Origin of the sequence: Actinotignum timonense (assembly GCF_002860685.3) — a bacterium.
In the GTDB taxonomy this organism is placed as follows: Bacteria; Actinomycetota; Actinomycetes; order Actinomycetales; family Actinomycetaceae; genus Actinotignum; species Actinotignum timonense.
In genome coordinates this window covers 388048-408551 of sequence record NZ_CP136960.1, presented here as the reverse complement: position 1 = coordinate 408551, position 20504 = coordinate 388048, and the positions used below count along the sequence as shown (strand labels likewise).

Below are 20504 nucleotides of genomic sequence, written 5' to 3'. Positions count from 1 at the left end.
GGCTGCTAAGGCAGTGGCCTGATTCCCAGGGCCGGGGCGCACGCGCCCCGGCCCTGCGTCGTCGTTACTCAATAATGAGCGCGCAATCGTGCCCCATGTGGGCCGTGGCGAAAATCACGCGCTTTCAGCTGGGATTATGCATAACCGCGGCGCAGAACTGCCCGGACGTGACTTTTCCGCAGCTCAACACGGGTGATCTGGGCCGCCCGGTCACACGTGCCCGGGCGTTTCTATCCCGGGATTCTGCATACTTTCAGCGTAGTATGCACTCGATGAGACCTACTGCTCAAAACTTTTCAGGCGCGGTGCCTAGACTTGCCAGCATGACGGAAAGTGCCACTCCCGCTGCCTACCCCGGTGCGGGCGTCGTTCGCGCGCTGGCGGAACGGCCCCGCATTCTTGTTGTCTGTACCGGGAATATTTGCCGATCTCCCATGGGGGAAATCGTGCTGCGCCAGCGGTTGCGCGATGCCGGTATTGATATTGCGGTGGCGTCCGCGGGGGTTTCGAATGAGGAATCCGGCAACCCGATTTACCCGCCCGCCCAACGCACTCTCACCGAACACGGCTATGACCTGCCCGATCACCACCGGGCCCACCGCGTCACCGCCGAGGAACTGGAAAACGCCGGCCTGATTCTGGCCATGACCACGGGGCACGCCCGGGCGGTGCGCCGGCTGTGCCGCTCCCTCTCCCTTTCGCTGACCAATATTCACCTGTGGACCGAGTTCGCGCTGCCGAAGGTAGGGATCGCGCCGGAGGGCGTATTCGGGCACGGCGGCATTCTTTCCGACGACGCCGGGCGCGCCTCGGGTCGCCAGCATTCTTCCGATTTTTATTATTCGTCCGGCGAGTACGATGTGCCCGATCCGTGGGGCGGTTCGGCGCGCGAATTCGAAGCGACGCTCACCTGCGTGGAAGCCGGCTCCGAGCGCCTCGTGGAGCTGCTGCGCGGTCACCTGCCCGCATCGCGGTGAACGCTCGGTCTGAGGTGGGCATTCAGCCTGAGGTGAGTACCCAGCCCGCGGCGCGCGCCCGTATAGTTATGCGCCGGCGGAGGGTGTTGTTCGGCGCGCTCGCGGTGCTACTGATTGCCCTGGCGGTGCTGGCCGTGCGCCAGTTCCTCGCGGCCACCTATTACTCTCCCGCGGCCGTGGCCAGCAGATATATGGCCGCCCTCGAAGAAGGCCGCGCTCGCGAGGCCCTGGACCTCACCGATCCCGGCGCACTTTCCGGATCCTTCGCCCTGCTGAGCGACGAAGTCTATCGCGCCGTCCCGGGCCGCCCCGCCCATTTCCAAGTGCGCGAAACCAGCAGCATCGAAACTGAAACCGGCGCCGGTAATGGCGCTGACTCCGGCAATGGCACCGGCTCCGGCAATGCCGCCAGCGCCGGCACCGAAACCAGCGTGCGCGTGGACGGCGTCGTCAGCTACAACGGCACCCAAGAACCCCTGAGCCTCACCCTGGTGCGCCGCGGCACCACCCCGATCCTGAGCCCGCGCTGGCAGGTGAGCGAGGGCGCCCTCGGCCAGCTGCGCGTGGAGCGCGATGCCGATCGCGGCACCGAGCAAGCTTCCGGCGGGGGCACCACGCCCACTACCGGCAGCGAACCGCCCACCGTAGGCGGCGGCCCAGCCTCCACCCCTCCCACCCTCACCAGCATCAACGACGTACCCGTCGCCCTCGCGCCCCAGGAACCCGCCCCGGCCTTCCCCGGCGACTACACCGTCGCGGCGCCCGGCGATTCGCGCTACCTCACCTTCGGGGCCGGCGCCACCGCCACGGTGCGGCCCGGCCAGACCGCGACCGCGCGTCTCAGCGCCCAGGCCACCCCGGCCGCGGGCGAACGCGCCGTGGAACTGGTGGAACGCCTCGTGGAAAGTTGCGTGCGCGGTGATGGTACGACGACGCCGCCAGCTGGCTGCCCGGCTACTTTCCGCAAGGATCGTACGTTCGGGGATACCCGTAAGGAGAAGCTGAGCTGGAAAGAGAAGCCGCAGGTGAGTGCGTCTGTGGAAGGGCTGGGCGGAACCGTGAGCGTGCGGGGAGGCGTGCTGGAGCGCAGCTACGAGTGGCGGCTTCTTGCCCCGCTGAGCTGGGAGAAACGCTCGGATACCGCGCGGGTTTTCGAGGGGGAGCACGCGGTGCGCTTCCGGGTGGAGAACGGGGACGTGGTGCTGGAAAGTGAAAGCCTGCGCTAGCCCGGGTTACCATGGAAAGCGCTAATAACGGCGCGAGAGAAGAGGAAGGACGTATGAGCACCAATGTTGTGGCTGAAATTTGGCGGGAAGGCAACCTCCCGGCGGCGCGGCCTATCGATCATGCCCGGCGGGTATGCACCGGCACCCTGTGGGGCCTGGGCGCGGGCGTGGTGCTCGGACTCATCGCTTTCCCGAATGCCCTGGTCGGTTCGCGTGCGTTTTACTTGATCCCTGCCTTCGCGGTGGTGGCTTTCCTGCTGGCGCTGCCGTGGCTGATCCGCGATAAAACACCGGTCGCGCCCGGCGTGGACGTGGTTGCTCGAGTGCTGGGGACCGACGAAAGCCGGCGGATGCGCACGGTCGGCAATAGCCGCCGCAAGCAGGCGCTCATGGTGCCGGTGGTGGTTCGCCCGGTGGATAAATCCGCAGATTTCCGCACCGTTATCGCGGTGCATGGCGCCGAGCAGGCAGGCTTTGCGGAGAGCAAGCCCGGCACTCTGCTCCCGCTGCGCCAAACCGAAAAGGGCTACGGCGGGCTCGCCAACGTGGAGGAAGCCAGCCCGGAACAAGAAGCCCTCATGCGTTCCTTGGAACAGCGCCCCAAGCTGCTGCCCAATACCGCGCCGGTGCTGCCGTTCAAGCCGCAGTCCCTCGACCGGGTCACTACCGGGGATCAGCTGGAATGGTGGGGCGGAATGATCGCCGGCGCGCTGCTCGCCGCCGTCATCATGGGCATCGTCAGCCTGCTGTAATTCCAAGAAGTACGACGACGCATATATGCACCCGGCCGCTTAGGCGCATCGCGGCTCGGCCATGACGAGAGCCCTCACAACTACATCTCAGGAAGCCATTGCACACCGCTGGATAATTCAGTTAACATACATTGAAGGCGGACGAGACAGTTGCCGTCAGAACGAACCTAACGCACCTGATAAGCGATGACGCCGATCAGAAATATGCGGGCTCTCACGCCACGGTCCGCCATCCTTGTTTCCTCTCAATACTTATGAGGATCCCATTATGTTTGTTCAAAAAATTAGCTCGCGGCCCGTAGTATCTCTCGTGGCTGCTGGAACTTTAGCGCTCGCGCTCGCGGCTGGCGGGTGCTCATCGGAAAAAGGCACGGAATCCGGTTCGGTCGGGGCTGCGCCTACGTCCGTGACTAGCGATGCGCCGGTATCAGCTGCCGGTGGCGCGGATGAAGCTTTCGCGCGGGTTTCTGCAGCTCTCGATGAGGAACTCAAGGAGTCGGGTGCGCAAAAGAACTGGAATATGATCTACGGAGCCGGGAACGCTCGTACTTTAACGGAGCTTTCGGAGCGGACGATTCCGGGTCATACGGATCTGAAAGAAAAGACCGTACTCTCCGGGGACGGAATAGTTGAAGTGAATGACACGGAGTTGGCTCCCATTGTTGCTCTCGACAAGAAGAATTCCACGCAACTCGTGAGCGCTCTGGAGAAGAATTTCGGGCTCGGCCCGCTGGATGAAAACACCGCCCTGGATTACGCGGCTGTGTTCTATGTGGAGTGCGGTGGCGTTGGTGTGGAACGCGGGGGAGATAAGTGCCAGGCGCCTGCTGGAACTGATGGTTTCGGCGCGCTCCAGACCCTCAACTACGCGGAGGGGAAACTGGGGTCAGCCTACTTCTGGCACGTGTCACCTCAGGGAAACCTGGCAGATAACGTCTGGGAAAAGTACGGAAACTCCACCGTCGATTTCGAAGCAACACGGGGATTCTTCGTGACCGAGAAGTGATGGGGTGCTCGGCTCTTAGGGCCCTTAGCTGGCCAATAGCTTCTGAATGCGCTTGACGGAAACCTTTTCCTTGGTGCCCAACTGCTGGGCGAAAAGCGAGACGCGCAGTTCTTCCAGGAGCCAGCGGGCATGGTTGAGCACTCGCGCGCGGCCCGGATCGAAAGCCGCGTAGCTGGCTTCTTCGCGGGCACTTTCCACCGCTTCCGCCGCGGTTTGCACCTGCCAGGCGAGCGAATCATCGGCTGCCGGATTCACCGCGGCCTTCTCAATGCGCAGTTTCGCGGCCTGGAGATAACGCGGCAAATCCCAGAAGCGTGCTGCCGGCGTGGCTCGCACAAAATCGGCGGGCATGAGCGCATCCAGATGGGCGCGCTCGTCGCTCATTGTGGCAAGCAGCGCCACCGAGCGGTTATCCCGCACCAGCTGTTCCACCTCTGCCCAGGCGGCCGCGGCCTTGCCCGCGCCCTGCGCGATCAGGAACACTTCGTCCTCGAACTCGTCACGAGCCCACGCCTGCAATTCCTCGAATTCACGCCCGGAACGCAGCTCTTCAGGGCTGGCATCATTGGCCGCACCCCAGCGGTCGGCAAGATTCCGCGCCGCTGCCCACTGCAGATCGGCCACCAACGCTGCCGTGGACGGAGCCGGGCTACCCGCCAGCTGCAAAGCCAGCTCGCCATCCCAGCGCGAGGTAATCCGGCCCTCGGGCAGCGCCAGCGCATCCGCGAGCAAACGAATCACGCCGCCGCGGTGCACCCGCACCTGTTCACCCGGTTCCGCCACCACATCGAGCACAATCTTTCCGGCGCGATCAGCGAGCGCCGGGTAAGCACGAACGGTCCCGGCCGGGCCCTCAGTTTCGATAACCGCCGGGATAATCCCCTGTTCTACCTCGGGCCAGCCGGTCAAAGCATCCCCGGATGCGAGTTCGGTGGCGGCCGCCTCGGCCGAACTGGTGGTGCTGGACGAACTGGTGGCTGACGCGCTCGCGGTGGGCTTCGCTGAGTCCGGTGAACCGGGGGCAGGATTCGAACCGGTACTACGAGAGGTAGCGGAAGGTTGCGCCCTGCGCAACCGCGCCCGTGCCTCATCGAGGGCCTGGGCCACCGCCCCGGCCACCACGTTTTCCACCGCCGCCTTCGTTTGCGGGGCAAGACTGCGCTGTAAATACTCGAGCGACGTTGATTCCTCGAGCACCGCACCCCGCTCCGAACGCACCCGGAAATTCACAGTCAGATGCGCGGGCAGATTCACCTCCTGCCATGCGGCGTCGTCGATCTCAATACCCCGCACGCGGGCCGTAGCCGCGCGAAAAGCCTCCTCGAAAGAAATCGGTTCCGTTCCGTGCACGTCACCGCCGTGCACGTTACCGCCGGTCGCGTTACCGTCCGCGTCACCCCCGCGCGCACCGGTACCGCCGTGTACGGCCTCCTCCCAGGTGGGCAGCACCGCGCGGATATCGCGGGCCACGTCGGGCGCGGGCACCAGGTTGCGGCGCACGCGTTTGGGCAGCGCGCGGATCGTGGCGACCACGAGTTCGCCCAGCATTCCGGGCACCAGCCAGTCGAAACCGTCCGGGCGCAGGCGCGGGAGCAGCGCGATGGGGACGTCCACGGTGATGCCGTCGTTGAACGAGCCCGGCGCGAAGGTGTAGGTGATGGGCAGCGTGATATCGCCCTGGCGCCATTCGGTGGGGAAGTCCTCTTCCGCGGCGCTTCCGCCGGCCCCGCCCAGCAGGAAATCCTGCGTGAAATCGAGCAGCTCGGGGCGAGCGTGGCGTTCTTTCTTCCACCAGGAATCGAAATGCCGCCCGGAGACCACGTTCTCCGGGATGCGCTCCTCGTAGAACGCGGCCAGCGCGTCACCATCGGCCACCAGCCCGTGGCGGCGCAGCTTATCTTCGGTGCGGCCGGCCTCCTCGAGGGCGGCGCGGTTGCGGGCCAGGAACTCGTGGTGGGTGCGCCACTCGCCCTCCACCAGGCCGTGGCGAATAAACATCTCGCGGGCCAGCTCGCGCGCCGCATCCGAACCGGAAGTGGCGAGCAGCACGGGACGGTCCGCCACCAGGGTCACCCCGTAGAGCGTCACCTTTTCGTGGACCATCGCCGCGCCGTTCTTCGCCGACCAATACGGTTCCGAATAGGAACGCCGCACCAGCTTCTTCGCCAGCGGCTCAATCCACTCCGGCTGGATCGCGGCCACGGTGCGGGCGAACAGCCGGGAAGTTTCCACCAGCTCGGCGGCCATCACCCACTCGGGGGTGCGCCGGTGCAGGCCCGAGCCCGGCCAAATCACGAAATGGGTGCCGCGCGCGCCCAGGTAATCGCGGCTGCGCGGGGAATAATTGCCGATATTGGACAGCAGCCCCACCAGCAGCGACCGGTGAATCGCCCCCGACTCCGGGGTATCCGAACCGCGCCCGAGCTCACGGCAGGCATGAGCAACCGCCCCGGAATTCGGTGCCCCACCCAGCTGAGGCGCACCGGCCCCGGCTTCGGCCGCGGCGCGAATCTGCTTCGAGCTGGGCAGCGCCAGGCGGCGGATCGTCAGCTCCAGCGGCCGCGCCATCTGCTCGAGCTGCGCCACCACATCCGCCCACTCGCGATAACGCAGGTAGTTGAGGAATTCCGCGCGGCACATGCGCCGGAACGCCGAACCGGACAGCTCGCGGGCCTGGGTGCGCAGATAGCGCCACAGCGTCAGATACGCGAGGAAATCCGAGGAGCCGGCCGTGAAACGCGCGTGGAATTGATCAGCCTGGGCGCGTTTCTCAGTGGGGCGCTCGCGCACATCCTGCACCGACAGCGCCGCCACCAGCACCAACACTTCGGAAGCACACCCGTTGCGCTGCGCCTCGATAAGCATGCGGCCCAGGCGCGGGTCAATAGGCAAGCGCGCGAGCTGCCGCCCGATGGCGGTTAGGCGCGGGGCGTGGCGCTGCGCGGCGCGGCTACTTTCCGTCCAGCGGCTTTCCGGGTGGTCGCTCCGTGCGGGGTCGCTGTCCGCGGTGCCGCGCTCGGCCCCAGCCGCGCCCGCAGCACCAAAGGCCCCGTACGTTATCGCCCCGATTTCTTCGAGGAGCTGGGTGCCGGCTCGCACCGCCCGCGCTTCGGGTGGGTCAATAAAGGGAAAATCGTCGACGGCGCCCAGCCCGAGCGCGAGCATCTGCAAAATCACCGCGGCCAGCGACGTACGTTGAATCTCCGGCTGGGTGAATTCGGGCCGAGCCAGGAAATCATCCTCGGAATAGAGCCGGATCGCAATCCCGTCCGTCACGCGCCCGCACCGCCCCGAACGCTGATTGGCGCTGGCCTGCGAAATCGGCTCGATGGGCAGGCGCTGCACCTTCGTTTTATTCGAGTAGCGCGAAATGCGGGCGGTACCTGGGTCGATCACGTATTTGATCCCGGGGACCGTCAGCGAAGTCTCCGCAATATTCGTGGCCAGGATAATGCGCCGGTAGGGCCCGGGCTGGAAAATCCGGTGCTGTTCCGCCGCGGAAAGCCGCGAAAACAGCGGCAGCACCTCCACGGCACCCGGCGCGCTGGAGCTCCCCCCGGGCGCCACATACCGCGCCCCGAGCTCATCATCGAGCGCCTTCGCGGTATCCCGAATCTCGCCCTCCCCGGAGAGGAAGACCAGAATATCGCCCTCGCCTTCCGCCATGAGCTCCTCGGCAGCCGCCACGATTCCACTCACCTGATCGAGTGCCGCCGCCCGGCCCGGGGTGCGCGGCGCGGTTACGCGCTGCGCACCGGCGTCGTCGTACTGTTCTTCCTGGTCTGTGCCCTGTTCCTCATCGAGGGGCCGGTATCGGATTTCCACCGGATACGTGCGCCCGGACACTTCGATGATGGGCGCGGTGTCGCCGGGGCGGCCGCCCGCGCGGTGCTCGCCGAAATGCGCGGCGAAGCGCTCGGTGTCGATGGTCGCGGAGGTGATGATGACTTTGAGGTCGGGGCGCGCGGGCAGCAGGCGCGCGAGGTAGCCGAGGATGAAGTCGATATTGAGGGACCGTTCGTGCGCTTCGTCGATGATGAGGGTGTCGTAGCGCAGCAGTTGCGGATCGGATTGGATTTCCGCGAGCAGGATGCCGTCCGTCATGAGTTTGACGAGCGTGGTGGGGCCCACTTCTTCGGTGAAACGCACCTGATAGCCGACGGCGCCGCCGACTTTTTGCCCCAGTTCGGCCGCGATGCGTTCGGCAACCGAGCGGGCGGCGATGCGCCGCGGCTGGGTGTGCCCGATGAGCCCGGTGATGCCGCGGCCCAGCTCCAGGCAGATTTTCGGCAGCTGCGTGGTTTTCCCGGAGCCGGTTTCCCCGGCGATAATAACCACCTGGTTCGCGGCGATGGCCTCGCGGATCTCCGCGCGCCGAGCGGAAACGGGCAGGGTTTCCGGGTAGGTGATGTGCGGAACAGCGGCTCGGCGCGCTTCGAGTTGCGCGGGGGTGAAGGGCCGCGGCCCGCGCGGGTTGTTGCGGTTGCGGCGGGCCTTGTGGTGATTGCGGCGGCCGTTGCGCTTGCCGGAGGGCGCTGCGGGTTCCTGAGACTTATCCATATCGTGCCTCATTATTCCACGCCTCCCCGGAGCTTCCTACCGGTTGGGGTTGCCCGCGGGCTAGTGAAACAGGTGGGGCCCGGGCGATTGCCCGGGCCCCACCTGCGTCGTCGTGCTAAAAAGCGCTGCGCTGGAAAGCGCCGTACGTAAAAGCGCCGCGCTGGAAAGCGCCGCGGCTCAGACGCGACTACACGTCAGAACGCGAGAAGCGCCAGCCACCCAGCGCGAGCAGCACCACCGCCAGCGCGCACCCCCATTTGTCTATTAGCCCTCCGCTTCTTGGCCGGCTTCAGCTTTGCTGGTTTACCATCAATGGAGCTGCTGAATGATGGGGAAGTGCCTCTTGTTCATCATTTGCTAGTGGTTTTGCTTGGGAAGTGGCATTTGTCCATCATTGAGCCTGGGTTTGTGCGTCGCGGTGACTTAAAATTTACGTCATGAGGCTTGAAGACTTTACTGCCCCGCAGATGGGTTCGTTGGTGGACATTGCGGGCAGTGATCCCATTTTGGGTAGTTGGGAGCATAAGGCGTTCGTGCCCGCCGTGCTTCCTTCTGAGATGCCTGAGCTGTCTGGGCGGACTGTCGTCCAAGTCGCAAATGCCAGGTCTAGCTTGGCTGCTTTGGACGCTGTTGCTTTACAGCTTCCTAACCCTGCTCTTTTCAGAAGTTCTGCTCTTCGTCGGGAAGCGCAAAGCACCTCTGCTTTGGAAGGCACATATGCTCCTCTGGAGCGAGTCATGACAACTGATGTTGACTCGCCAGAAGACGAGACCATGCGTGAGATCGTCAACTATCTGGATATGTCCTATGCGGCTTTTGAATGGTTGAGTTACGGGAGAGAAATATCTGTTGGGATGCTTACTGCCCTGCAGGGGGAGCTGGTGAAAGGCACTCGACTGGCTGGGCAATCCGGACGGCTGCGAGAGCGTCAGGTTGTCATAGGTAAGCGAAGTAGCGCCAAAGCAAATGAGCCAGCGATACTTTCCTCTAGGTTTGTTCCAGCTCCTCCGGGGGACTTGCTGATTTCGGGCGTCGAAAGGCTGGTGGAATGGATAGGGCAGGATCATTCTGAGCGGATAGACCCCGTGGTCGCCGCCGCAATGTCGCATTATCAGTTTGAGACTCTACATCCGTTTATGGATGGCAACGGCAGGCTCGGTAGGCTGCTGATAGTTCTGCACTTGATGTCTCAGGGTGTGCTTTCCGAGCCGATGCTTTCCGTTTCGCCTTGGTTTGAAGCCCGTCGAGCAGAATACTATGACCGGCTGCTTGCGGTAAGTACCGCCGGTAACTGGGATGAGTACGTCGAATTTTTCGCCAGAGGAATAGGGCAATCGGCCAGCCAGGCCTTGCGCCAGGTGCAGGAGCTGATGCGTGTTCGAAATGTGCTCAAAGGCAAAGTGCGTGATTCTGGTCTACGTTCAGAAGCGGGTCTGCGTGTGGTCGATTTAGCCATCGCGAAAATCACTTTCACGACTAAGGCGCTAGCGGAAGAACTGGATCTTTCAGTGGCGCGAGCGGGCGAGCTAATTAGGCAGCTAGAGAATCTGGAAATCTTGGCCGCCGTCAACGAGAGCGCTCGGCCGAAAGTGTATTTCGCGCCTGCGATCGTTCGGGTGTTGGTTTGAGCCTGAGCCGACAGCGGCCTTCGGGGCGCTTTGGCGGGCATCTCGGCTGGCTTTTCCGGCTGTGAGGGGGTGTGCTTCTCCTGCTGGTTTACCATCACAAGCGCCGATGAATGATGGGGAAGTGCCCCTTGTCCATCATTCGCCGGTTTGCCTGACTCGTGCAGATTAGTGACCCGACTGCCGGCTGCTGAGGGGTGGTGGGTCACTAAGGCTGTGCAAGTCAGGCCGGAGCTTCCTACCGGTTGGGGTTGCCCGCGGGCTAGTGAAACAGGTGGGGCCCGGGCGATTGCCCGGGCCCCACCTGCGTCGTCGTGCTAAAAACGCCGCGCTGGAAAGTGCCGTACGTAAAAGCGCCGCGGCTCAGGCGCGACTACACGTCAGAACGCGAGAAGCGCCAGCCACCCAGCGCAAGCAGTACCACCGCCAGCGCGCACCACAGCCCCAGACCGATGGCCGGGCTGGAAACCGTGAACGAGGTGACGTCGGCGCCGGCGTTGAGGCCGGGCGGGCTGAGCGCCGCGGTGAGGAGCATCGGCGGCAGGTAGGGGATCACGAAACTGCGCACGAACTCGGAGGGAATAAGCGCGAGCACCGGGGACAGCATCATCACCGCGAGGATCAGCACGATGGTGCCGGCGGAACTGCGCAGCAGATAGCCGATTCCCAGGGCCATCCACGCGGAGGTGACCATGGCGATGATGAAGTTGAGGTAGAGCCACCAGGCGTCGCCGCTGAAACCGATGGTGAGGCCGAAGAGGGTGCCCACCACGGCGCCCAGCACCAGGAGTACAAGCGTGGTGACCAGGGCAATCAGGCTGAGCGCGAGGGTGCGGGCGGCCACGTTGCGCCAGCGGCGCGGGTCGGCGCTCACGGTGGAGCGCATGGTGTTCGCGGCGTATTCCGAGCACACCGTGACGGCGCCGAAAGCCACCATGATGATCTGGAAAATGGTGCTCGCGCTGATGAGGACGTAGGCGGCGAGCGAATGCTCCGCGCCCATCGCGGTGGCGTAGGTGTTGAGTTCGAGCTCGCTGGAACCCCAGGCGGTTAGCGCGGTGATGGCCAGCGAGAAGAGGGTGCCGATGATGAGCGTCCAGCGCAGCGAGGGCAGCGTGAGGATCTTGCGCAGTTCGGAGCGCACGGAGCGGCCCAGCGTGACGCGGTAGCTCGGCGCGGCGAATTGGCTGATGCGCGGGGGGAGCTGAGCTAGCTGCGGCGCGGCGGCACCGGGAGCGCCGGGGCCGTGCGCGCCGGGGCTGGCGGGGACATAAGTAGTGCTCATTGGTGGCCTCCCGGGAGGTTCGTGGCGGGGCGGCCCGCGCCGTATTCGACGTCGTGGCCGGTCAGGTCCATGAAAATATCTTCCAGCGAGCGGTGGATGGTGGCCAGTTCGTCCAGCTGCACCCCCGCCTCGAAGGCGATTTTGCCGATGTCCGCGCGCGAACCGCCCGAGATCGCGAAGCGGGCGATGGGTGCGGGTGCCGCGGTTGTGCCCGGCGCGGCCGTCCCGGCCGATGCGGCGGCTGCACCCAATGCGGGCGCCCCCGCCGCCGCGGGCCCTGCGACCTCGCTAGCATCCTGGAAGTCCAGCCCGGCTGCCCGCAGCGCGCTCTCCAGGCCAGCCCGGTTCGGGGAAGCCACCAGCACGGTGGTATTCGCCGCGGCCTCGGTGAAGCTTTCGATGGGCCCGAAGGCGATCATGCGCCCGCGCCCGATGACCAGCAGGTCGTCGGCGGTTTGCTGCATTTCGCTCATGAGATGCGAGGAGACCAAAATGGTGCGGCCCTGCTGCGCGAGCGTGCGCATGAGCAGACGCACCCAGCGCACCCCGTCCGGATCCAGGCCGTTTACGGGTTCGTCAAAGAGCAGCACTTCCGGGTCGCCCAGCAGCGCCGCGGCAATCCCGAGCCGCTGGCCCATGCCCAGGGAGAAGCCCTTGAGCTTGCGCTTGGCCACGCTCCCGATCCCGGTCAGCTCGATCACTTCGTCCACGCGCCGCGCGGGAATCCCGTGGGTGGCCGCCAGAATCTGCAGGTGGCTGCGTGCGCTGCGCGAGCCGTGGAAGGCCTTGCCGTCCAGCAGTGCACCGACCGTGGTGAGCGGGGAGGCGAGCTGCTCGTAGGGCAGCCCGGCAATGAGGGCGCGCCCGGAGGTGGGGCGATCCAGCCCCATAATGCAGCGCATCGTGGTGGATTTACCCGAACCGTTCGGGCCGAGGAACCCGGTGATTTTCCCGGGCTGGAGCTGGAAACTCAGGTTATCAACCGCGGTGGTCGCACCGTAGCGTTTCGTCAGGGCTTCGACTGTTATCACAGGCAGTCCTTTCGTGCTGGATTAGGCAACGTCGCAATTCTACAGCCGCCCACTTTGCGCCGCTGTGCCGTACTGCGCCGTCGTCCCGCGTCGTCCCGCGCCGCCGCCCCGCCCGCTCCCCGGTGGCGCTCATCTCATGGACGCACCGCCGCCCCGTGTCTCGCCGCCCCGTATTCGCGCAGTCCTAGAATGTGCCTATGCCGCAATCCTCACGCACCACACCGTCGCCGTTGCCCGCCGCGGGCACCTCTGCGCCGGGCACTCCCGCGCAAGCGGCGGGGCGGCCCGCACCAGCGGCACGACCCGAGCAGCCGGCACCCCGCACCACCCGCATCCGCGCCCTGGACGGCATCCGCGCGCTCGCGATCATCGCGGTGGTGCTCTATCACATGCGCCCGGCGCTGCTCACCGGCGGTTTCGTGGGCGTCACGGTGTTCTTCGTGCTGTCCGGCTTCCTCATCACCCGCAGCGTGCTGCGCGAGCTGAGCCGCGAACGCCGCTTCTCCTACCGGCGCTACCTGCGCCGTCGCCTCCTGCGCCTGTGGCCCCCGGTTCTCGTCACCATCGCGGGGGCTGCGCTCCTCAGCTACCTCATCGCGCCCAGCCTCCTCCCGAAAGTCCAGGCCGACGCCCTCCCGGCCGCGCTTTTCGCGAGCAACTGGGTCTATATTTTCCGCGAGGTCCCGTATTTCGCGGCGTCCGGCCTGCCCTCCCCGCTCACACACCTGTGGTACCTGGGGGTCCTGGCTCAGTTTTACCTGGTCTGGCCGTTTATCCTGCTGGCCCTGCGCCGGGTGCGCTATTCGACGCTCCGGATCGTGGCGGGCCTGGCCCTCGCATCCGCCCTGCTCATGGCCGTGTTGTTCTTCGCGGGCCCGGATTCCACCCGCGCCTACTACGGTCTGGACACCCGCGCCGCTGAACTCCTCATCGGCGCGCTCGCGGCTCTCGTTTCGCCCTATGTTGCGTCTTTGTGGCCGCGCGCAGATAGTACGACGACGCCGCAGCCTCCCGCACATTCCGCCACCGCCGCTTTCGCGTTGCGGGTGGGCACCGGCGCCGCTCTCCTGGCTTTGCTGGCGCTGGCTGTATGGGCGGATGGTGAATCGGCCCTCACGTACGCGGGTGGTTTAACGACGACGGCGCTCCTGACCGCCCTTATCGTGCTCACTGTGCACAACCCGCGGCTGGGCCTGAGCCGGGTGCTGGCCAGTGCGCCTTTTGCCTATGTGGGTTCGCGGTCCTTCTCCCTGTACCTGGTTCACTATCCGCTGCTCTTGCTCATGAATCCGGCTACCCGCACGGCGGAGATTTCCGGGGCGGCCAAGATCGGGCAGCTGCTGGTGGTGGGCCTGGTGGCGGAACTGTTTTATCGCTGCGTGGAGCAGCCGAGCGCGCGCCTGGCGCGGGCCGGCTGGCGCGCGGGTTTGCGCGGCTGGTGGACTGGCCTGCGCGCGTGGCGCAGCGACATTCGCGCGTGGCGCACCGGCCCGCGCAGCTGGCGCAGCTGGCGCGGCCTGGTGAGCAAGCACCATCTGAGCGACACGATTTTCGCGGTGCTCAGCGCGGTGTCTCTTCTTCTTGTGGCGCTGCTGGCTTTCGCGCCGATTCCTTGGCAGCGCCTCGCGGATTCCCGCGCGGTGGCGCTGCGCCCCGAGCTCGCCGCGCCCGCGCCTGCTATCTCCGCTCCGGCAGTCAGTGGCGCGGCGCCCGGCGAAGCAGCCGCTTCGACCAACCCTGGCAACCCTGGTAGCCCGGCTAACCCGGCCACTTCCGCCAGCCCGAACAGCGCTCCGGAACCCAGCCCCACTCCCGCGCAAGGCGCCCTGCAACCCATCGCCACCCAAGTCCCGGCCAACATGGATACGTCCGCCTGGGCCAAGGACCCGGCCACCGGCGTTTGCTCCGCAAACGCCGTGATGATCGGCGATTCGGTCACTCTGGGCGCCACCGAGGCCCTCAGGGAAGTCCTCCCCAATTCGGTGGTGGACGGCAAGGTCAGCCGCCAATTCGCCGCCGGCGCGGAGGTATTCGCCCAGCGCCAAGCCCTGGGGGAGAAACCGCGGGTGCTTATCTACGCCCTCGGCTCGAACGGGCCCATCGGCAGCGAGGCGGATATTCAAAAACTCGTGGATGCCGCCCAGGGCCTCCCCGTCTATTTCGTGACGAACCGCAGCCCGCTGGAGGCCCAAAACCCCAATAACGAGCTGCTCAAGTCCTATGCCGCCTCCCACCCCAACGTTGGCATTATCGACTGGTGGGCCGCCACCGAAGGCCACGAAGAATTCCTGCGCGACGATGGCATCCATCTCACACCCACCGGGCAGCAGCACTTCGCTACCCTTATCCAGCAGGCCCTGTGCGGGGCCTAAGCCAGCCGGAAAGGTAGGCGCGGTGCGCGTTCTTAGTTCTCTTCTTGGGTTGCTCCTGGCCGCTTTCGCGGTGTTCACGGTGCAGCCGGCCTGGTTCGGCCCGGCCGCCCGGCTCGCCACCGTGGTGCCCGGGGCTCAGATCATGTCCAGCCGCGGTGCACTCGCGCTCGGGATGCTCATCGCGGCGCTCGCGGTGGGGCTGCTCGGCGCGGTCCGCAGGTATTTCGGGGGTGGGCGCGTGGCGGTGAGCTGCGCCGTCGTACTACTACTCGTGGCCCTGGCGCATGCCGGAACCTTGAGCGGGCGCGGGCTGGAGCGGGAGGCCCTCGGCGCGCCCGCGGCCGGCGAGCTCACCGTGGTGCAGTACAACACGGAGGGCGGGCGCGTGGACTTGGATCACCTGGCCGATGCGATTGTGCGGGTGGGTGCGGATGCGGTGTCGCTGATTGAAACGTCGAGCGAGGCCGGCGCGGAGATTCAGGAGAAGCTGGCCGCGCGCGGGGCAGACTATCAGCTTTTCGACGGCGGGGTGTCGCGGTATAGCGCGGCGTGGCGGTCCTCGGTGCTGCTGGTGTCGGCCGCGCGCGGGGAGTACGAGGCGGTGGATCTGAGCGAGGCGTACGGGGAGGATGTGTCGCGCGCGGTGGCGGCGGCGCCGCGCGGCGGGGCGCGCCCGGATGCTCCGATGTTCGTGGCCGGGCACCCGACGGCGCCGGTACCTGCGTATATGGACTTGTGGCGCGCGGAGGCTCGGGCGCTGTACCGGGTGTGCGAGGCCGTGCCGGATGCGGTTGTTGCGGGGGATTTTAATTCGACGGCGGACCATCAGGCTGCCCTCAGCCCCGGCTCTACCTGCCGCGATCTGGGGGCCGACGCCGGAATCGGCGCGGTGGGGACCTGGCCTACCACGGTGCCCGCGCTGCTGGCCTCGCCGATTGATCGGGTCATGAGTTCGGGGGCCTACCGCGGGGTGGCCGGGGAGATCATCGACCCGGATAACGCCAGCGACCACCGCGGCATCATCGTGCGGCTCAAGCCTGCCTATTAATCCTTAGAGAGGCTCGTCAAACGTAGGTGGTTCACTCTGCGAGAGCTTGGAGTGCGATGGCGCGGTTGTTACGCACCACGGAGCGCACCTGAATCTCTTCCCATTCCTGCATGCCGCGCTGGAGCGCTTCGCGTGCTTGCGGTGTGCATGCCACCCCGAACTCGTCAATAACGAAAAGAAGAACTTCTTCCAGGCAGGGCCGGAATCTGCGCCCACCTACCGGGAAGTGAACATCGGCAATTCGGGGAGTGCGCAGCGCATTCTTGAGGCGCCGGCGCGAGCGGCGGGAATGCTTGCCGCCCAGGAGCAAGGCGTGAGTCCATTCATCGCGATGGGAATGTACCTGGACATGTGCGCAGGGGATATTCGAGCGTGGCGAGCGAATATAATCCCACCGCACCAGGGGCTCTTTTCCAACTCTTCCGTGAATCACCGAGAAGGTTGATTCATTGACAGCTAGAAGCCCGGTTTTCGAATTGAGGAACACCTCGTAATCGAAGCGGACAATGAGGAAACGATCAACGCGAATATCTCCCGACAAGATTTTTGACGGGAAAGCCGCCTTTGCGGTTTCGTGTTTCACTAGCGAGAAACTGGGGTCAATTAGCTCCCCAATTAGCTGTAGATGCGCCGCGAACTTATCGGCGCACTCATTCAAATGTGCGTTCACCACGGTACAACTCCTCGAAGCGATCCAGGATTTCCATTTCGAAGTAGGCGTTAGTTTCTTTTGGCCCGAGCTGGTAGTTATCAGCGCGCCAGTCGAATTCTTCCCGGGTCATTCTGACCTCACGCAAGATTTCTTCCTTGCGCTCGAGAACCTCCTCCAATGAGTTGTAAACACGATCTGGTAAGCACAGCCGATCCTCGGCAATATCCATTTGTCTCACTCCTTCAATCGCCTCACGGCGAAGTAGTTATTGTGTGCTTCTCCGTCATTCTTGCATGGTATGCAAGCGCAAAAAAGACAGATCCACAACCTGTGGAAAACCGGGGAGCAATTCTGTGGATAACGTCCAAACCGCTGTGATCGCCTCCTCCATTACTTTCAACGCCTCTGCCCGCTCCTCTACCACCCCAATCCCACTCCTTGAAAACTTCCGTCCCCTAGAATGGAAGACGTGGATTTGGATACGCTCTCGGAATGGTCTCCGGTTGTTTTTGACCTCTTAGATATTTTCGGGGTGTTCGTGGCGGCCATCCTCGGCGGCATGGTGGCCCGCGAAAAATCCTTCGACATCGTCGGTTTCGTTATCGTGGCGATTATCAGCGCCCTGGGCGGTGGCATACTGCGCGATGTCCTCATCCAGCAGGCGCCGCTTCTCAAGGAACCGCCGGTGGCGCTCACCAATCCCTACTACCTTAGCTGCGCCCTGCTCGGGGCGCTGGTGGCGTATCTGCTGCGCCTGCGCGGCAAATGGGTGCGGCGTTTCATGACGGTCATGGACGCCGCCGTCATGGGCGCCTGGACCGCCACCGGCGTGATCAAGACTCTCAACGCGGGGCTGGGCGTGATGCCGGCTGTCATGATGGGCATGATTACCGCGGTGGGCGGCGGGCTCATCCGCGACATCACGGTGGGCCGCACTCCGGTGATTTTCGGTGGCAATACTCTCTACGCCACGGCTTCGCTTATCGCGGCCTTCCCGGCGGTGGTGCTGTGGTACAATCACGCGCCGATGCTTGCGATGGCGGTTTCTACCCTGCTCGCTTCCCTGCTGGTGATTCTGGCTCGCGTTTTCGAGTGGTCGCTGCCCGTGAACCGCGACTATTCCGTTAACGATACGCTCCAGCACGTGAGTTCTTCGCTCAGTCGCCGGATGCACCGGTTGCGTGATGAGGAGCATCGCCGCCAGGCGCGCGCGGAACGCCAGGAACGTGCGGTACGACGCCGCAACCAATCCCGCCAGTCGCTTCGCGCGCGGGCGCTGAGCAAGAAGAGCCAAGCGAATTCTTCCGGGTCGGGCGGCTCCGGCGATTCCGGGCCGAGCGGCTCGGGGAAGCCTTCCAGCGGCGGGCAATCATCAGGGAGCTAATCAGCGCACCCTTGCGCAACGCCCCGTTCGCAAAGGGTATACGTCGTGGTTTTCACGCCTCGCCCGTCCGAATGCTACGGGTCACACTGTGAATCACACTCTTAGACATTTAAAAGTGTTCCCCCGATTTTCGATGTCTGGCTGCGGTTTTGGCTGCTAACTATAATTCAGACTGCCAAAATCGCCCTGAGACTATTAAAATTCACATGCAGACTGCGAAAAATAGCATCAGACTATCAATTAAGACTGTGAAACTGTGAGTCTAACTGTGAGTCTGGCGTCCATGCTTTCAGTCTGCGTGCATTCCACTGCCGCACCATTCACGAGCCATTCGCTAACCATTGACCCACCGCCCGCGCGGTAACTACAGTTACCAACGTGACCCAAGATGCAAGCGAAGAAGCTTTTGCCGCCGCGGATTTTTACGAAAAAGCCGACGGCGGCCGCGGCCCCAATACGGTTGGCGCGCCGCTCGGCCAGGCACTCACACGTGTCTTGCTTGCGAATATCGAGCTCAACGCTGCGAACCGCAAGCTCGATACCGCGGTCGAGGAAGCGCGCGCATCTGGCGAAAGCTGGTCCGCCATCGGCCGCGTGCTCGGTATGACTCGCCAGGGCGCCAATAAACGTTTTTCTTAGCCGAAGCGCAGCGGGAGGCCTCGCCGTGCGGCCAGCGTGATTGACCCACCACCCGCGCCGTCGCTACATTTACTTATGTAACCGGGACTACAACCCACGCCGAAGGAGGCCATCGTTCCGATGTCGCTGTGATCCCCACTCAGCCCCGCTGAGACGCCGCACCCCGCACCCGCGTCCAAGGAGATCACCATGCCTGCCCTCATTCTTGACAATATTTCATTTTCCTTCACCGCCCGCCCGCTCCTCGACCGCATCACCCTGCGCCTCGCCGCCGCCGACCGCGCCGTCCTCATCGGCCCGAACGGTTGCGGCAAAACCACCTTGTTGCGCATCGCCGCAGGTCACCTCAGCCCCGAACGCGGCACCGTCACCCGCACCGGCGCCAGCACCATCCCGTGGAACCCCGTGCCGAACGACGCCGCCGCCGCGACCGTCGCGCACTTCCTCGAAAGCACCTTCGCGCCCGCGCGGGAACTACTCGCCCGTTTCGAAACGCTCAGCGCACGCCTGGGGGCGGGCGGCCCGGTCGCGGCCGAATACGACCGGCTATTATCCGAGATCACCCGCCTGGACCTGTGGTCCCTTGAGGATAGGGTCGACGACGCTTTGGCCGGTTTGGGCCTGGATATGTTGGCCGGGGGCGGGCGCTCGCGGGAGCTGGCCACGCTCTCCCCGGGCCAGCGCGCGCGGCTGAACTTGGCTGTCACCCTGGTGGCCCGCCCGCAGGTCCTGATTTTGGACGAGCCCACCAATCATCTGGATACGGAGGCGAGCGCGTACCTCAGCCATATGCTGCGTTCCTGGCCGGGCCCGGTGCTCATGTCCAGCCATGACCGGGCTTTTATTGAGGATGTTGCCACGCTCATTGTGGATATGGATGTGAGTGTATGGGCGCAGCTGGCGCGTGCCGAAGGTGGAGGTGAGGTGTGCGGGGTATGGGAGTGCCGCGGTACTTACACGGATTATCTTGAAGCCAAGCGTGATGCGGAGCAGCGCTACCGGGCGCTCTACCTGGCCCAACAAGAAGAAAAGACGCAGCTGCGTGCGCATCGCCAGGCGGCCGGCGGTATTGCCCGGGGCGGGGTGCGCTTGGCCAATGCGGAGGGCAAGGCGAAGAAGTTCTTCGCGGACCGCGCCCAGAGCACGGCCACCCGCCGCACCCGCCACGACGACCGCAAACTCGAAGCCCTCGCCACCCGGGAAGTACGCAAACCCCGCGGATACACGTTTACGTTCCCGGATTACGCTGGTGCGCCTACCCGCCAATCCGCCGGCCTGGCAGTATCCGCTCGCGCGGCAGCGGTTCCCGGCCGCCTCGCCCCGGTTACCTTTGACCTTTCCGACGGCGAACATCTCCTGGTGACCGGCGCCAACGGCAGCGGAAAATCCACGCTCCTCACCTGGATCGCCACTGGCACCCCGCCACCTGCCACGTCACCCGCCGCGGCACTGCCCGACTCGCTGCACCTCAGCGCGTCCTCTACCGCAGTGCAGCCCGCCGCCGTGCAGCACACCCCGGCCCAACATTCCGGCACTCTCTCCTGCGCGGGCCCGCTGGCTTTCGTCCCGCAACGCCTCCCGCGTTGCGGAGATCCCGGCTTCACTCCCGCGATCTGGAACTCCGGCATCGGCGAGCTTGGTACCGGCATCCTGCACCCATCCATGTGGGCCACCCCGATACCCGAGCTTTCGGCCGGTAACCAGCGCCGCGCCCAGCTCGCTCTCGCGCTCACGGCCAAGCCTGCTGTCCTCGTCATCGACGAACCCACCAACTACCTTGACCTGGCCGCCATGCACGCCCTCGAGGATTCCCTGGCCCGCTGGCCGGGCACGATCATCCTGGCCACCCATGACCGCTGGCTCATCACCCACTGGCCCGGCCCGCACCTCCACCTCACAACTGCAAAAAAGGAGTAGGCTGTATGCACATCGTAAGTTCGTTGGACT

At 64.9% G+C, this 20504-nt stretch carries 15 protein-coding genes; 10 read left to right on the top strand and 5 right to left on the bottom strand.

Translation table 11 applies throughout. From position 1 onward, the window contains the following. Positions 1-323: 323 nt before the first annotated feature. The 4 genes from CYJ17_RS01680 to CYJ17_RS01665 all read left to right on the top strand — a co-directional run bounded on the left by CYJ17_RS01680 (position 324) and on the right by CYJ17_RS01665 (position 3961). Positions 324-977 carry a low molecular weight protein-tyrosine-phosphatase gene (locus tag CYJ17_RS01680; RefSeq protein ID WP_087070248.1) on the top strand — a complete coding sequence of 218 codons (654 nt, stop codon included), beginning with the start codon at positions 324-326 and terminating at the stop codon, positions 975-977. Positions 978-1045: 68 nt separating this feature from the next. Further along, complete coding sequence (locus tag CYJ17_RS01675; RefSeq protein WP_284893156.1) at positions 1046-2203, top strand: hypothetical protein; 1158 nt, start codon at positions 1046-1048, stop codon at positions 2201-2203. A gap of 53 nt (positions 2204-2256) precedes the next feature. Further along, positions 2257-2955 carry a hypothetical protein gene (locus CYJ17_RS01670; protein WP_087070250.1) on the top strand — a complete coding sequence of 233 codons (699 nt, stop codon included), beginning with the start codon at positions 2257-2259 and terminating at the stop codon, positions 2953-2955. A 268-nt stretch (positions 2956-3223) separates the two neighbouring features. Then, the gene (locus tag CYJ17_RS01665) at positions 3224-3961 is read left to right on the top strand and encodes a hypothetical protein (protein ID WP_087070251.1); all 738 of its coding nucleotides are present in this window, start codon (positions 3224-3226) and stop codon (positions 3959-3961) included. A 24-nt stretch (positions 3962-3985) separates the two neighbouring features. Here CYJ17_RS01665 and hrpA read toward each other — a convergent pair whose 3' ends face one another. Further along, positions 3986-8521 carry an ATP-dependent RNA helicase HrpA gene (gene hrpA, locus CYJ17_RS01660; RefSeq protein WP_087070252.1) on the bottom strand — a complete coding sequence of 1512 codons (4536 nt, stop codon included), beginning with the start codon at positions 8519-8521 and terminating at the stop codon, positions 3986-3988. A gap of 437 nt (positions 8522-8958) precedes the next feature. On the opposite strand from hrpA, the gene CYJ17_RS01655 reads away from it, so the two are divergent. Next, entirely contained in the window at positions 8959-10149 is a 1191-nt protein-coding gene (locus tag CYJ17_RS01655) for a Fic family protein (protein WP_234984444.1), read from the top strand. A gap of 370 nt (positions 10150-10519) precedes the next feature. Here the strand turns inward: CYJ17_RS01655 and CYJ17_RS01650 are convergent, their stop codons facing one another. Next, entirely contained in the window at positions 10520-11431 is a 912-nt protein-coding gene (locus tag CYJ17_RS01650; RefSeq protein ID WP_087070253.1) for a hypothetical protein, read from the bottom strand. After that, positions 11428-12462: an ABC transporter ATP-binding protein gene (locus tag CYJ17_RS01645; protein ID WP_087070254.1), complete on the bottom strand. Its 1035-nt coding sequence runs from the start codon at positions 12460-12462 to the stop codon at positions 11428-11430. The genes CYJ17_RS01650 and CYJ17_RS01645 overlap by 4 nt, the downstream gene beginning before the upstream one ends. A gap of 197 nt (positions 12463-12659) precedes the next feature. On the opposite strand from CYJ17_RS01645, the gene CYJ17_RS01640 reads away from it, so the two are divergent. After that, the gene (locus CYJ17_RS01640) at positions 12660-14834 is read left to right on the top strand and encodes an acyltransferase family protein (protein WP_101595552.1); all 2175 of its coding nucleotides are present in this window, start codon (positions 12660-12662) and stop codon (positions 14832-14834) included. Between the two features lie 22 nt (positions 14835-14856). After that, on the top strand, positions 14857-15882 hold the full coding sequence (locus tag CYJ17_RS01635) for an endonuclease/exonuclease/phosphatase family protein (RefSeq protein ID WP_145989748.1): 1026 nt from the start codon (positions 14857-14859) through the stop codon (positions 15880-15882). Positions 15883-15913: 31 nt separating this feature from the next. Here the strand turns inward: CYJ17_RS01635 and CYJ17_RS01630 are convergent, their stop codons facing one another. Both CYJ17_RS01630 and CYJ17_RS01625 read right to left on the bottom strand, forming a co-directional pair. Further along, positions 15914-16465, bottom strand: coding sequence for a hypothetical protein (locus CYJ17_RS01630; RefSeq protein WP_234984445.1), 552 nt, complete (start codon positions 16463-16465; stop codon positions 15914-15916). A gap of 67 nt (positions 16466-16532) precedes the next feature. Beyond that, on the bottom strand, positions 16533-16763 hold the full coding sequence (locus CYJ17_RS01625; RefSeq protein ID WP_087070256.1) for a hypothetical protein: 231 nt from the start codon (positions 16761-16763) through the stop codon (positions 16533-16535). 231 nt (positions 16764-16994) lie between these two features. Between CYJ17_RS01625 and CYJ17_RS01620 the strand changes: the two genes are divergently transcribed. The 3 genes from CYJ17_RS01620 (at position 16995) to CYJ17_RS01610 (ending at position 20474) form a co-directional block, all read left to right on the top strand. Continuing rightward, positions 16995-17918, top strand: a complete 924-nt coding sequence (locus tag CYJ17_RS01620) for a trimeric intracellular cation channel family protein (RefSeq protein WP_087070257.1) — start codon at positions 16995-16997, stop codon at positions 17916-17918. Positions 17919-18296: 378 nt separating this feature from the next. Beyond that, positions 18297-18557 carry a hypothetical protein gene (locus tag CYJ17_RS01615; protein ID WP_087070258.1) on the top strand — a complete coding sequence of 87 codons (261 nt, stop codon included), beginning with the start codon at positions 18297-18299 and terminating at the stop codon, positions 18555-18557. A gap of 189 nt (positions 18558-18746) precedes the next feature. Then, on the top strand, positions 18747-20474 hold the full coding sequence (locus CYJ17_RS01610; protein ID WP_087070260.1) for an ABC-F family ATP-binding cassette domain-containing protein: 1728 nt from the start codon (positions 18747-18749) through the stop codon (positions 20472-20474). Positions 20475-20504 lie beyond the last annotated feature (30 nt).

Coding starts and splice junctions, on each gene's coding strand:
- hrpA (WP_087070252.1), bottom strand. CDS start 8,521: ATGGATAAGTCTCAGGAACCCGCAGCGCCCTCCGGCAAGCGCAACGGC.
- CYJ17_RS01640 (WP_101595552.1), top strand. CDS start 12,660: ATGCCGCAATCCTCACGCACCACACCGTCGCCGTTGCCCGCCGCGGGC.
- CYJ17_RS01655 (WP_234984444.1), top strand. CDS start 8,959: ATGAGGCTTGAAGACTTTACTGCCCCGCAGATGGGTTCGTTGGTGGAC.
- CYJ17_RS01680 (WP_087070248.1), top strand. CDS start 324: ATGACGGAAAGTGCCACTCCCGCTGCCTACCCCGGTGCGGGCGTCGTT.
- CYJ17_RS01610 (WP_087070260.1), top strand. CDS start 18,747: ATGCCTGCCCTCATTCTTGACAATATTTCATTTTCCTTCACCGCCCGC.
- CYJ17_RS01625 (WP_087070256.1), bottom strand. CDS start 16,763: ATGGATATTGCCGAGGATCGGCTGTGCTTACCAGATCGTGTTTACAAC.
- CYJ17_RS01675 (WP_284893156.1), top strand. CDS start 1,046: ATGCGCCGGCGGAGGGTGTTGTTCGGCGCGCTCGCGGTGCTACTGATT.
- CYJ17_RS01650 (WP_087070253.1), bottom strand. CDS start 11,431: ATGAGCACTACTTATGTCCCCGCCAGCCCCGGCGCGCACGGCCCCGGC.
- CYJ17_RS01665 (WP_087070251.1), top strand. CDS start 3,224: ATGTTTGTTCAAAAAATTAGCTCGCGGCCCGTAGTATCTCTCGTGGCT.
- CYJ17_RS01620 (WP_087070257.1), top strand. CDS start 16,995: ATGGAAGACGTGGATTTGGATACGCTCTCGGAATGGTCTCCGGTTGTT.
- CYJ17_RS01670 (WP_087070250.1), top strand. CDS start 2,257: ATGAGCACCAATGTTGTGGCTGAAATTTGGCGGGAAGGCAACCTCCCG.